Origin of the sequence: Hydrogenophilus thermoluteolus, from assembly GCF_003574215.1 — a bacterium.
Lineage (GTDB): Bacteria > Pseudomonadota > Gammaproteobacteria > Burkholderiales > Rhodocyclaceae > Hydrogenophilus > Hydrogenophilus thermoluteolus.
The window spans coordinates 638,568-650,396 of record NZ_AP018558.1; the positions used below are offsets into that span (position 1 = coordinate 638,568).

Genomic DNA, 11,829 nt, shown 5'->3' on the forward strand with positions numbered 1-11,829 from the left:
CATTCCCCCGTGGCTGTGGCGGTGGAACCCGTTCGCGGCCGGTCTCCGGGCTCGGGCGATTTTCCGCACCGCCTTCCCGGTCAGGCCACCCGATCCGAGCAGTGCTGCCAGTGGCGTGATGGTGCGGACGAAACCCTTACCGTTGCGGGGGCAGCAGCGGCTTTGCACCGGGGGCACCGGTGCGCACCGCTTTCCCGTTTCACCGCATCGACCAGAGGGGTGGATGCGGCACCGCGAACACGAATGGTATAAAAGAATGAAGTATACGATTCAGCGATTGCTCAGGTCAATATCGACCGCTTTCGCCGCACGCGCACCGCTTGCGAGCGCCGAGACGACATTGGGGAAATCGCGTTCGACGAGATCGCCTGCGGCGTAGAGTCGCAGCAGCGGCGTTCGCCCCCAACGGTCGGTGATGAGGTAGCCCGCCTCGTCGCGGGCAAGCGCCGTTGCGGTGTCGCCCAGCGCGGTGGCCAACCATTCGCTGTTAGGCGCGTAGCCGATCAAGACATGGAGGCGATCGACCGCTGCGGCTTCCGCTTTGTCGGGAGCGGTCTGCCATTGCGCAACGAGTTTCCCCGCTTCCCGACGAACGGCACGGAGGGTGGCGTGCATAACCACCCGTATCCGGTCGGCGAAGCGTTCGACCGCTTCGTGCAGTTGCCGTTGCGCGCGCGGACGGGATCGGCAGAGGATGATCGCGCACCCGCCCAGCTCGGCGACCATCTTGGCGTTTTCAAAGGCGTTGTCGCCGCCACCAACGATCAGGACGGTCTTGCCTTGGCAGAGATCGAGATCGCGGAACGCAAAGGGGCCATAAGCGAGTTCCGATGCGGACAACTGCCCAATCCCAGCAACGGTTGCGAGTGCCTCAGGTCTGCGGTAGCGCAAACCGGTGGCGACGATCACAGCGGCGGCATGTCGCGGTGTGCCGTCGTGAAGAAACAGGCGCCACCCGTTTGGGACCGGAACCAATCGTTGTACGCTGCTCGTGCATGCGATCGGGATCCCTGCCGCTTCGGCGTGAGCGACGAAGCGGGCACTCATCTCGGTGCCGGTCAGCCCGTGTTGCCCCAATACCCACTCGTTGGCCAAAAAATTGAAGCGTAGGATTCCACCCGGCGCTTCAGCCGCTTCGAGTACGAAAGGCGCATAACCCAGCTGCTTGAGCCACAAGGCCGCCGAAAGTCCGGCAGGGCCCGCGCCAACGATTGCGACACTCAGAGGATCTGACATGCCTCGTCGAACGTAAGACGGGGGTTGCGCGGAAATAGCTTACTCGGGTCACCGATGCCCAAGTTGACGAGAAAGAGGGAGCGGATCGTCGTGCCGGCAAAAAAGAGTTCATCGGCGCGCGCTTTGTCGAACCCGGCCATAGGGCCGCAATCGAGCCCTAGAGCGCGCGCGGCGAGGATCAGATAAGCGCCTTGCAGCGCAGCATCACGAAATGCGGTTTCGCGGGCGAGCGCCTCGTTGTTTGCGAACCAGGCGCGGGCGTCGGTATGGGGGAAGAGTTTCGGCAGCTCTTCGTAGAAGGCGAGGTCGTAGCCGATCAATACGGTGACCGGTGCCGCCATGGTTTTCTCGACGTTTCCGGGGTCCAGGGTCTCTTTGAGTTTGGCTTTCGCTTCGGGCGACTTGATGAAGCGAAAGCGGGCTGGGCACCCGTTCGCGGCCGTTGGCCCCCACTTGAGCAGATCGTAGAGCGCGCGTAACGTTTCATCTGGGATGGGGTTTGGCAGGAAACCGTTGTGGGTCCGCGCTTCGGTAAAGAGTTGCGCTAATGCCGCGTCAGGTAATGTGGGTTTCATCATGTGGCTCCTTTGGGCGCTTCGGTGCAGGATTGTGAAAAGGCTTGTCAGTTTTTGCCGGCAACCCATCGATCCCACGCTGCGCCATTGCGCAACACCGAGCGCGCACGGGCAGCGCCTTCGGCCAGCGATCCGGCTTTTCCGGTGTGCCAGAGCGCGATCGCCGCACCATAGACCAGCGCATCCGCGGTCGGGCCTGGCGCGCCTTGGAGCGCGGCGATTCCGGTTTGCGCCGCATAATGGGCGGCGTCGCGTTGCCAATCGGGCGAATCAGTGGGATCAGGCATGGCACGAGGCCATTCGGGGGCGCGGACTGCATGCTGGATTGCGAGCGCACCCGGATCGATCGATTCCGTGGTGTCCCCCTCGGTCGGCATGCGGACGACCACACTGGTCTTGTTCAACGGGGGAAGAAAGCCCCCTTCGACACCTTTCGTGATCGCGGCCGAGGTAAAACCGGCAGCGCGCGCCAGCAGGGCATAGAGGCGGGCATACGGGGAATGGACATATCCCGAGAGGTGATGGGTTTCGCGCTTGCCGAGCAACGGTTTGGCCAAGGTTTCGAGCGTGTTGAGCGCGGTGCGTTTGACGATTTCGTTGCGAAGCGGCACGAGCGCGGCGATTCGCGGTGCGTACTGGTGTTGATCGCAATAACTCCAGCCGCAATGCTCGACGGCTGCCGCGGCTTCCTGCGGTGTCCGCGCGACGGGGATCTCCGCGGCACTCAGAATCTGGGCGTGGGTCACTCCGTATTTGGGGCCCAAACGGGGCAGTCCAATCGCTAAAGTGGGAAGGCCGCAGGCTGCCAAGACCGCGGGGAGAAAGGGGGAAGCGGGCATCGAGCGCGCAAAGCCATCGAATGGATCGGCCAAAATCGCCAACGATTCGACCGCAACCGTGATCGGGTTCGTTTCACTGATGAGCGCATCAAGTAGCCCGAGAAATTCGTCGTCGGTCTCCCGTTTCATCCGCAGCGCGATCAGGAAAACGCCGATCTGCGCGGGCGTGGCATGTCCCGATAGGATCGCCGCGAATGCTTCGCGGGCTTCGTCACGAGTCAGTGGTTTGGAAAGGTGCGGCCCCGTGGCGATCTTTTCGATGGCTGTGCGAATGGCGTGCTGGGGTGTGTCAGAGGTCACGCATCATTCTCCAATAAAGCCACTTCATGGTGAGCGCGCTACCCGCGACGATACTGACGAGGGACAAAAATGACCCGACGGCAAGCGTCGAAACGCCGGTGATCCCTTGTCCGAACGTGCAGCCCATCGCCAGAATGCCGCCCACACCCATCAAAAACGCTCCGACTAGGTGGTTGAGCAGGTCGCTGCGGTCCGCAAACCACTCGATTCGAAACGAGCGTGTGACCAAAGCGTGGAGGAACGAACCCAGCGTGACGCCGACGAGCACCAGGATTCCAACGTTCAAGCGGTTCCAAGCGCTGGGCGCTTGCAAGTAATAGGCGAGATCGCCCAACGGCGCGATGAAGGTCATCGACTGGGTATTGACTCGGCTCAATTGCTCATCGGCAAAATCGGCAAAGTCACGCCACGCACTGCCCGTCGTTTCGCTACCGGTGAGCCACCACAAGAAGGTGACCACCAGGCCAATCACGATGCCCGCTCGGACAAGCTGACGGCTGGCGCGAAACGCGGCGTCCCGGAAGGCAAAAAGGAGCAAAGCGACCGCAAGGAGGAGGCCGATCACGTAGTGGGCCAATGGACTATCGCTGCCGGTCACGACACGCGCGAGTTCTTGCGGACCATCGAGGGAAATCGCTGTGGCAGCCAGCCACGGATAGAAAAGGGTGCCGTAGCCACCCAGCCAGTTGAGAGAGTAGGCGGTTACCGCAATGATCGCCAAGACGAGCAACGATTTGAGGTTTCCACCGCCCAGTCGGATCACATTTTTGTTTGCGCATCCCCCCGCAAGCGTCATTCCGACGCCGAAGAGCAGGCCGCCCAATACGTGGCGCAACCAGATCAGTTCGCTGCTCCGGTAGGGGGGGAAGGTGTCCGAGTCGAGATCGAGCCCTTGTGTGGCTTCCAGCGTCATCGTCCCCAAGATGGCTACTGCGATCGCCACGAACCACGAACGCAAACGCGAAAGATCCCCGATGTTGATCCAGTCGGAGATCGCACCCATCGTGCAGAAGTGGCTGCGCGCCGCAACGAAACCAACGATGCCGCCTGCGCCCAACGCGCTCAGCAAAATGGTGTGGTGGATCGTCCAGTCCAAGGCGTGCCCTCCGGGTGGGTTGCAGAAAAGCGATGCAACTGCGCCAATGGTAATCAAAGTAAAACGAGATTGTCACGATGAATCAATTCGGGCTCATCGATATAACCCAGCAGACTTTCGATCCGCTGGCTGGGTTGTCCTGCGATGCGGCGGGTTTCGTGCGCGGCGTAATTGACGAGCCCGCGCGCCACTTCGCGCCCGTCTGGCGCGCGGCACGAAACCACCGAGCCGCGCGGGAAATCTCCGTCACACCGCGTGACGCCAACCGGCAACAAGCTTCTGCCTGCTTTGAGCGCTGCCACCGCGCCTTCGTCGAGCCAGAGGATTCCAGCGGTTTTGAGGTGGTCGGCGAGCCACTGTTTACGGGCGGCAAGCGGCGTGGCGCGCGCTTTCAACCAGGTGCCGATCGGTTCGCCAGTGGCCAGGCGCACGATGACGTTCGGTTCGCGACCCGAGGCGATCACGGTGTGCGCGCCGCTGCGGCTCGCACGTTCTGCCGCACGGACCTTGGTGATCATGCCCCCTTTACTGATCCCGGTACCGGCGCCACCTGCCATCAACGCCAGCGCCGGATCGTCGGCGTTCGCTTCGGAGACCAACGTGGCTTTGGGATCTTTGCGCGGGTCGGCGGTAAAGAGCCCCGCCTGGTCGGTGAGGATGAAGAGTGCGTCGGCGTCGATCGCGTTCGCAACCAGAGCGCCCAGCGTGTCGTTGTCCCCAAATTTGATTTCGTCGGTGACGATCGTGTCGTTCTCATTGACGATCGGCACGATGCCAAGGGTGAGGAGCGTGGTGAGCGTGCTGCGGGCGTTGAGGTAACGGGTGCGGTCCGCCAGGTCTTCGTGGGTAAGGAGGATTTGCGCGGTGTGGCGGTGGTGCGGGCGAAACGCCTGTTCCCACGCTTCGACGAGCGCCGCTTGGCCGACAGCGGCGGCCGCTTGCAACAGGTTCAACGCCTTGGGCCGTTTGTGCCACCCCAGCCGGCGCATCCCGCACGCGATTGCGCCGGAGGAGACCACGCACACCTCTTTGCCTTGCGCAACGAGGTTGGCGATTTGTCCCGACCACTCCGAGAGTCGCTGTGTGTCCAATCCCGCGCCATCGTTGGTGACCAGGGCGCTCCCGACCTTGACGACCAGGCGGCGGGCTTGCGCGAGCGCAGCGCGTGGGGTCGTCAGACTGCCGGAGACGTCACGCGCGGGATGTCCGGTCATCGATCGTATCCCCGTTCATCGATTCGCGCGCCATCGGATCCGAATCCGCGTCGTCTGCTTCGGGGGGTGTCTGGTGTGCTTTCGCGGCGTCCACCGCGTCTTGAATCGCATAGACGAGCGCTTGGCACCCTTCTCCCGTTGCCGCGCTGATCGCAAACCAACGGTCGACGGAGCCGAACCGGTCGAGGAACGCGCGATAGCGCTCGGCACGTTCTGCTTCCGGGATCAGGTCGATCTTGTTGAAGACGAGCCAGCGCGGTTTCCGATAGAGCGTTTCGTCGTAACGGCGCAGCTCTTCGACGATCGCTTGTGCGTCGCGAACCGGATCCGCTTCCGGGTCGATCGGGGCGAGGTCGACCAAGTGCAGTAACAGCGCGGTTCGCTGCAGGTGGCGCAAGAAGCGGTGTCCCAGCCCGGCGCCTTCGCTCGCTCCTTCGATCAATCCCGGAATGTCGGCGACGACGAAGCTGCGATCGACGTCGGTGCGGACCACGCCCAGATTGGGGTAGAGGGTGGTGAAGGGGTAGTCGGCCACTTTCGGACGGGCCGCGGAAATTTGTCGGATCAAGGTCGATTTGCCGGCGTTGGGTAACCCCAGCAGACCGACGTCGGCGATCACCCGCAATTCGAGTTCGAGCCGTTTGTGTTCCCCGGGTTCACCTCGGGTGAATTGGCGCGGAGCACGGTTGGTGCTCGATTTGAAGTGGAGGTTGCCCAAGCCTCCGCGGCCTCCGCGCGCGATCAGCGCACGTTGCCCTGGGCGCGCCAAATCGGCGATGATTTCGCCCGTGTCGGCGTCGCGCACCACGGTGCCCACAGGGACGCGGACGATGAGATCGTCACCGGCCGCACCGTACTGATCACGTCCTCGGCCCGGCTCTCCGTTTTGCGCGCGAAAGATGCGGGTGTAACGGAAATCGATGAGTGTGTTGAGGTTGGGGTCGGCTTCGAAATAGATGCTGCCGCCACGGCCGCCGTCGCCGCCGCTTGGCCCCCCTTTGGGAACGTACTTTTCACGCCGAAAGGCGGCACATCCGTCGCCGCCTTTCCCTGCGATCACTTCGATGCGCGCTTCGTCGAAAAACTTCATGGCTACCTCTTACGCGGGGCGACGAAGCGCACCCGATCCGTACCGATCAGGCGTTGTCTTGCACCGGCCGGATGTTGACGAAACGGCGCTGCTTCGGCCCTTTCACGACGAATTCGACAACCCCGTCGGTCAGCGCAAAGAGGGTGTAGTCTTTGCCGCAGCCGACGTTTTCACCGGGGTGAAACTGCGTTCCCCGCTGACGCACGATGATGTTGCCCGCACGGACGAACTGCCCGCCGTAGCGTTTTACGCCAAGGCGTTTCGACTCGGAATCGCGACCGTTACGGGAACTCCCACCAGCTTTTTTGTGTGCCATTGCTTACTCCTTGCAAGAACCGGAAATCCGATCAACCTTCGATCGCGTCGATGCGGATTTCGGTGTAATTCTGCCGATGCCCTTGCCGTTTCATGTAGTGCTTACGGCGACGCAATTTGAAAATCCGGACCTTGGGGTGGCGTCCGTGCGCGACCACAGTGGCTTTGACAACGGCGCCGTCCACCAACGGGGTTCCGACTTTGACCGTGTCACCGCTACCGACCATCAAAACGTCGGTCAGCGAGAGCTCTGTGCCCACTTCTGCCGGTATCTGTTCTACTTTGATCTTTTCGCCGACGGATACGCGATACTGCTTGCCGCCGGTTTTTATGACCGCATACATGGCGCTGCTCCAGTCTATTCAATCTAAGGAATGAAGAACGCGCAATTCTATTGCTTTGTCGTTGTTTCGTCAATGGTTTGGTCTCGTCCTGGCATCTGGACGCAACAATGCCCGCCATTCGGTCCCCCTTCTGGCCCCAGCTCGATCAGCCAGTCGGCGTGGCGCAAAAAATCGGGGTCGTGTTCGGCAGCGATCAGCGTGTGTCCCGCGTCGCGCAACAGAAAGAGTGCGGTGAGCAGTTTTTCGATATCGGCGAAATGCAGCCCCGTGGTGGGTTCGTCCAGGAGGTAGAGCGTCGGTGAGGGGGCGGGTTTAGCGAGTTCGCGCGCCAATTTGAGCCGTTGCGCTTCGCCGCCGGAAAGGGTGGGTGCCGGCTGCCCCAACGGGAGGTAACCGAGCCCCAGCTGGACGAGCGTCGTCAAGACCCGGCGGATCTGAGGATGGTTGTCGAAAAGCTTCAGCGCGTCTTGTGCCGAAAGCGTGAGCGCCTCGCTGATCGTCACCCCCCGGTAGCGAATTTCCAAGGTTTCGCGGTTATAGCGAGCACCGTGGCATGCTGGGCAGGGTTCGATCACCGGTGGAAGGAACTGCATCTCGATTTTTCGCCACCCTTCGCCCTGACACACTTCGCACCGTCCACCCCGGACGTTGTAGGAAAATCGACTTGCGGTATACCCGCGGGCGCGTGCTTCTGGTGTCTGCGCAAAGCATTCGCGCAGCGCGGTCATGATGCCGGTGAATGTCGCGGGGGTGGAACGCGCGTTGTGCCCGATGGGCTGCTGGTCGACGGTGATGATGCGCTGCCAAGGCAGTGGTCCATCGCTCGTCGCGTCGGAACTGGGCGGTGCGGCACAGGTGCCGAGCATGAGTCGGCCCCATACAGGATCGCGGGGATGGTTGTCGAGTACGGCGCGAACGTAGGGTTCGAGCGCGTCGAAAAGCAGTGACGATTTTCCCGCGCCGGAAACTCCGCACACAGCGATCAGGGCGCCTACCGGGTAGGCGATGGGGTCGCCTTTGAGATTGTGCACGCGGACGCCGAGATGCCACACGGCGGGGTGCTCTGGCGCGATCGGTTTGCGGTGCGCGGAGAGATCGATCGGTTTGCGCAGAAAGTGGCCCGTGGGGGTGTTCGCGGCGGTGAGACCGCGATAATCGCCTTGATAGACCACTTCTCCGCCGTGTGCTCCGGCACCCGGACCGATTTCGATCAGGTGGTCGGCAGCGTGCATCGTCGTTGCGTCGTGTTCGACGACGACAACGGTATTGCCCGCGTCGCGTAACTGCTCGAGCGCGGTGAGCACTTTCCGGATGTCCCGCGGATGGAGTCCGCTCGTGGGTTCGTCGAGGACGAAGAGCACGCCCGAAAGCGCGTTACTCAGTTGGGTGGCGAGTCGCACCCGCTGCCGTTCGCCCCCGGAAAGGGTGGGGGTGCGTCGGGCCAAAGTCAGGTAGCCCAACCCCAACGCAACCATCTGTCGGAGGCGCACCTCGATCAACTGAAGGATCGGTTGCGCAACCGGATGGGTGTGGTAGTGCGCTGACCATTCGCGAACGGCAGAATGCAACGCTTCGAGAGGCAGCGCTTCGAGTTCCGGTAAGGTTGCGCCCTCGAATCGGACCGCGCGAGCGGCGGGGTTGAGACGGGTACCAAGACAATCGGGGCACAGGTGGGTGTGGTCCGCTGGTGGGGGGTCGGCTGGTGCCGTTTGGGGTGGCTGGGCGCGCTCGATCATGCCTAGGCCATGACACGTGGGGCAGGCACCTGCGGGGTGATTGAACGACAAATGGTGTGGCTCGAGTTCGGCCGCAGTGAAACCGCACCGCGGACAGGTGGGGTGGGTATCGAAGCGTAGCGTTGCGCTCTGGTCGAGGTCACAAACCAGCGCGGTTCCGGAACCGAGCGTCAAAGCGTGTTCCAGGCTGTCAGTGAGCCGCGCGCTCTGCTCGGGGCGAACTTTCAGACGGTCGATCACCACCGCCGCGTTTTCGGGGATGGGGCCGAAGCACGATTCGAGCTCGACCGTTTGCTGGTCATGCCAGAGACGTGCGTAACCAGCAGCGCGCAATGCCTCAAAGGTGGTGAGGTGGTTGGGAAGCGCGCGTTTCGGAACCAGCAGCGCAATCCGCGCTCCTTCCCAGCGGTTCAGTACGGTATCCCGGATTTCGGCCAGCGAATGACGGGCCAGGGGTTCGTCGGGATGGTGGGGGCAGTGCGGCGTTCCCAGCCGCGCGAACAGCAAACGCAACGCGTCAAGCACCTCGCTCATCGTGCCGACCGTCGAACGGGGGGAAGCGTTGAGGGTCTGTTGCGTCAGGGCGATCGCTGGGCGTAATCCGCTGATCCAGTCGACGTCGGGCCGTGGCAGTTGGTCGAGCCACTGTCTGGCGGAAAGCGAAAGGGCATCGAGGTAACGCCGCTGCCCCTCGGCAAAGAGGGTATCGAACGCCAGGGATGATTTCCCGGAACCGGATACGCCGGTGATCACCGTTATCTGGTTGTCGGGAATCGTGAGGGAGATATTTTTGAGGTTGTGGGTGCGAGCACCGCGAATGGTGATCATGGAACGTGACTTTGCTGGTGGGTCGTGCAGGATTCGAACCTGCGACCAACGGATTAAAAGTCCGCTGCTCTACCAGCTGAGCTAACGACCCACTCTGGTTTGCCCGGCGTTGCACCGTACGAAGAGCCGCTATGGTACGGATTTTTGTTTCGCGTGTCAACCCATTCCTGAAAGAGAGGCGCTGTGGAACAATAACACGTAACGAAAAGTTGAGGTATTCGCGATGCTCGATCGTGAGGGTTATCGCCCAAACGTGTGCATCGTCTTGGTCAATGCGCGTAATCAGGTTTTTTGGGGAAAACGGATCCGTGAGCATTCGTGGCAGTTTCCACAAGGGGGGATCAAGCAGGGGGAGACCCCTGTGGAAGCGATGTACCGCGAGCTCCATGAAGAGATCGGTCTCAGACCCGAACATGTGGAGATTCTCGGCCATACGCGCGATTGGCTCAAGTACGATGTGCCCCGCCGTTGGATCAAGCGCCAATGGCGAGACAGCTACCGTGGGCAGAAACAGTTGTGGTTTCTCCTGCGCTTCGTCGGACGGGATTTCCAGGTCAGCTTGCGCGCCACGCACCACCCCGAGTTCGACGCGTGGCGCTGGGCTTATTACTGGGTTCCGTTGGGTGGGGTGATCGCGTTCAAACGCCCCGTTTACCAGCAAGCGCTGGTCGAATTGGCCCGTTTCCTGCCCGTACCGCCCCCGCCGCAGCGTTCGGACTATGCCCAGTTGTGGCGCAAGCAAGCGGGGGATCGTGCTGAGCAGCAGCAGGAGGCGTTGCTGCCCATCTCGCAAGAACCGGTTTTTTGCTGATCACGTTTCGTCGATGATCTCCCACGTGTGCTCGATCTGCGCGGTCTTGCCGAGCATGATCGACGCGGAGCAATATTTTTCCGCGGAGAGTTCAACGGCACGCTTGACTTTGTTGGGGTCGAGGTTACGCCCCTTCACCAGGTAGTGGAATCGGATTCGGGTAAAGACTTTGGGGTCCTTCTCTGCGCGCTCCGCGGAGAGCGTGACCGTGCAGCCGGTCACCGGTTGCCGTCCTTTTTCCAGAATGGCGACGACGTCGAATGCCGTGCATCCCCCGGCACCAGCAAGCAGCAGCTCCATGGGCCGCGGGGCCAAGTTGCGCCCACCAGCCTCTGGCGCCCCGTCCATCACGACCGTGTGTCCCGAGCCGGTCTCTGCGAGAAACGTCTTTGCCGTTACCCAACGAACCGTACATTCCATGCTTTTCTCCTCTTTGATCCATGTTGCCGATTGTAACCAACGTGCTACCCCTCGCGTCTGCGATCGGGAATAAGCGATAGCTAATGATCAATAAAAATTATTATTGTGCAATGCACAAAAAAAGCTTGCATTCTGGCCCGCGGTTCAGTATAGTAACGCCTGAGCGCAACGGAAACGGTTTTTCCGGTGTGCATGGGTGTCTCCTCCACCTCCTCCTTTGGTGTGGATTGTGCGCCGCCACATTCAAGTGGCGGCGTTTTTTTTGCATAAAATGGGTGTGGGGCGCAATGGTGCGCACGGTGATCCATGCGCGTGGTCGAAAAAAACCCGCTTACCCAGTGGGCAAGCGGGTCGAACGGGGGGGAGAAGTCCCTAGGAAGGGTGAAAAAGCTTACCGGTGCTTCGGTTTGCGGTGTTCGCCCCGTTTCGGCATGAACTCCTGGTCGAAAATGCGTTTTTGCGCATCTGTGAGCTGATCGTAGAACGATTCGACGATCTGGCGCTCTTTGCGCGCATCTTCGATCATCTCTTGGAGCATCGTTTCGCGCAGTTTCAAGCGCTCCAGTACCTTATCTGTCTCCTGGAACGCATCTTGTTTCGCACGATGCGCTTCGAACCGTTTTTCGTGCAGCGCTTGCCATTCTTTGCGAAACGCTTGCCAAGCCGGTTTCTGCGCCTCGGTGAGTTGCAGGAGAACCTCCAGGCGGTCGAGTTTTGCCGCTTGCCGTTCCGCCATCCGCTCTTTCCACGCTTCGGGGTCGGCAGGCATGCGCGGCCCCATCTCTTTGGGCGCCATCATGCCGGGACCATGAGGCATTTCGTCCATCGGGGAACGTGCCCAGCTGGTCATTGCGGTGGCGACAAGGCCAGAAACCAGAAGGGATGTCAGAGTCGTACGTGCGATTTGCTTGCGTGCCATTTTGCGTTCTCCTGAAAAAGGTTATGGGGTTCGATCGGTCGGGTTAGTCCCGACGGTTGTCATTAGACCATTGGGCGGCAACAGAACGATTGCGCCGTTACGTCAA

General features: G+C 61.4%; 12 protein-coding genes, 1 tRNA gene and 1 riboswitch. Of the genes, 1 reads left to right on the forward strand and 12 read right to left on the reverse strand.

Annotated elements, in window-relative coordinates; genetic code table 11:
* Nucleotides 1–19: 19 nt before the first annotated feature.
* A riboswitch (cobalamin riboswitch) is annotated at nucleotides 20–251 on the reverse strand.
* 19 nt (nucleotides 252–270) lie between these two features.
* The 10 genes from HPTL_RS03095 to HPTL_RS03140 form a co-directional block, all read right to left on the reverse strand.
* Nucleotides 271–1,236, reverse strand: a complete 966-nt coding sequence (locus tag HPTL_RS03095; RefSeq protein ID WP_119334670.1) for an NAD(P)/FAD-dependent oxidoreductase — start codon at nucleotides 1,234–1,236, stop codon at nucleotides 271–273.
* Nucleotides 1,221–1,811, reverse strand: coding sequence for a malonic semialdehyde reductase (locus HPTL_RS03100; RefSeq protein ID WP_119334671.1), 591 nt, complete (start codon nucleotides 1,809–1,811; stop codon nucleotides 1,221–1,223). Before HPTL_RS03100 ends, HPTL_RS03095 begins: the two co-directional genes overlap by 16 nt.
* A 47-nt stretch (nucleotides 1,812–1,858) precedes the next feature.
* Nucleotides 1,859–2,950: an anthranilate phosphoribosyltransferase gene (locus HPTL_RS03105; protein ID WP_119334672.1), complete on the reverse strand. Its 1,092-nt coding sequence runs from the start codon at nucleotides 2,948–2,950 to the stop codon at nucleotides 1,859–1,861.
* Nucleotides 2,940–4,046, reverse strand: a complete 1,107-nt coding sequence (locus tag HPTL_RS03110; RefSeq protein WP_197713754.1) for a YeeE/YedE family protein — start codon at nucleotides 4,044–4,046, stop codon at nucleotides 2,940–2,942. Before HPTL_RS03110 ends, HPTL_RS03105 begins: the two co-directional genes overlap by 11 nt.
* A gap of 53 nt (nucleotides 4,047–4,099) precedes the next feature.
* Nucleotides 4,100–5,260 carry a glutamate 5-kinase gene (gene proB, locus HPTL_RS03115; RefSeq protein WP_119334673.1) on the reverse strand — a complete coding sequence of 387 codons (1,161 nt, stop codon included), beginning with the start codon at nucleotides 5,258–5,260 and terminating at the stop codon, nucleotides 4,100–4,102.
* Entirely contained in the window at nucleotides 5,238–6,350 is a 1,113-nt protein-coding gene (gene obgE, locus HPTL_RS03120) for a GTPase ObgE (protein ID WP_119334674.1), read from the reverse strand. Before obgE ends, proB begins: the two co-directional genes overlap by 23 nt.
* A gap of 46 nt (nucleotides 6,351–6,396) precedes the next feature.
* Nucleotides 6,397–6,666 carry a 50S ribosomal protein L27 gene (gene rpmA / locus HPTL_RS03125; RefSeq protein WP_119334675.1) on the reverse strand — a complete coding sequence of 90 codons (270 nt, stop codon included), beginning with the start codon at nucleotides 6,664–6,666 and terminating at the stop codon, nucleotides 6,397–6,399.
* Nucleotides 6,667–6,697: 31 nt separating this feature from the next.
* The gene (rplU, locus tag HPTL_RS03130) at nucleotides 6,698–7,009 is read right to left on the reverse strand and encodes a 50S ribosomal protein L21 (protein WP_119334676.1); all 312 of its coding nucleotides are present in this window, start codon (nucleotides 7,007–7,009) and stop codon (nucleotides 6,698–6,700) included.
* Between the two features lie 47 nt (nucleotides 7,010–7,056).
* Nucleotides 7,057–9,573: an excinuclease ABC subunit UvrA gene (locus HPTL_RS03135; RefSeq protein WP_119334677.1), complete on the reverse strand. Its 2,517-nt coding sequence runs from the start codon at nucleotides 9,571–9,573 to the stop codon at nucleotides 7,057–7,059.
* A 15-nt stretch (nucleotides 9,574–9,588) separates the two neighbouring features.
* A tRNA-Lys gene (locus HPTL_RS03140) sits at nucleotides 9,589–9,664 on the reverse strand.
* 132 nt (nucleotides 9,665–9,796) lie between these two features.
* Here HPTL_RS03140 and HPTL_RS03145 point away from each other — a divergent pair.
* Nucleotides 9,797–10,384 (forward strand): RNA pyrophosphohydrolase, encoded by a 588-nt coding sequence (locus HPTL_RS03145; RefSeq protein WP_119334678.1) that lies wholly within the window; start codon nucleotides 9,797–9,799, stop codon nucleotides 10,382–10,384.
* Here the strand turns inward: HPTL_RS03145 and HPTL_RS03150 are convergent, their stop codons facing one another.
* Nucleotides 10,385–10,804: an OsmC family protein gene (locus HPTL_RS03150; protein WP_119334679.1), complete on the reverse strand. Its 420-nt coding sequence runs from the start codon at nucleotides 10,802–10,804 to the stop codon at nucleotides 10,385–10,387.
* A 391-nt stretch (nucleotides 10,805–11,195) separates the two neighbouring features.
* The gene (locus HPTL_RS03155) at nucleotides 11,196–11,723 is read right to left on the reverse strand and encodes a Spy/CpxP family protein refolding chaperone (RefSeq protein WP_119334680.1); all 528 of its coding nucleotides are present in this window, start codon (nucleotides 11,721–11,723) and stop codon (nucleotides 11,196–11,198) included.
* Between the last annotated feature and the right edge of the window lie 106 nt (nucleotides 11,724–11,829).

What these genes read in the sequence shown, in the direction of transcription:
- HPTL_RS03095 (WP_119334670.1), bottom strand. Translation starts at nt 1,236, where the DNA reads ATGTCAGATCCTCTGAGTGTCGCAATCGTTGGCGCGGGCCCTGCCGGA.
- HPTL_RS03100 (WP_119334671.1), bottom strand. Translation starts at nt 1,811, where the DNA reads ATGAAACCCACATTACCTGACGCGGCATTAGCGCAACTCTTTACCGAA.
- proB (WP_119334673.1), bottom strand. Translation starts at nt 5,260, where the DNA reads ATGACCGGACATCCCGCGCGTGACGTCTCCGGCAGTCTGACGACCCCA.
- obgE (WP_119334674.1), bottom strand. Translation starts at nt 6,350, where the DNA reads ATGAAGTTTTTCGACGAAGCGCGCATCGAAGTGATCGCAGGGAAAGGC.
- rpmA (WP_119334675.1), bottom strand. Translation starts at nt 6,666, where the DNA reads ATGGCACACAAAAAAGCTGGTGGGAGTTCCCGTAACGGTCGCGATTCC.
- rplU (WP_119334676.1), bottom strand. Translation starts at nt 7,009, where the DNA reads ATGTATGCGGTCATAAAAACCGGCGGCAAGCAGTATCGCGTATCCGTC.
- HPTL_RS03135 (WP_119334677.1), bottom strand. Translation starts at nt 9,573, where the DNA reads ATGATCACCATTCGCGGTGCTCGCACCCACAACCTCAAAAATATCTCC.
- HPTL_RS03145 (WP_119334678.1), top strand. Translation starts at nt 9,797, where the DNA reads ATGCTCGATCGTGAGGGTTATCGCCCAAACGTGTGCATCGTCTTGGTC.
- HPTL_RS03150 (WP_119334679.1), bottom strand. Translation starts at nt 10,804, where the DNA reads ATGGAATGTACGGTTCGTTGGGTAACGGCAAAGACGTTTCTCGCAGAG.
- HPTL_RS03155 (WP_119334680.1), bottom strand. Translation starts at nt 11,723, where the DNA reads ATGGCACGCAAGCAAATCGCACGTACGACTCTGACATCCCTTCTGGTT.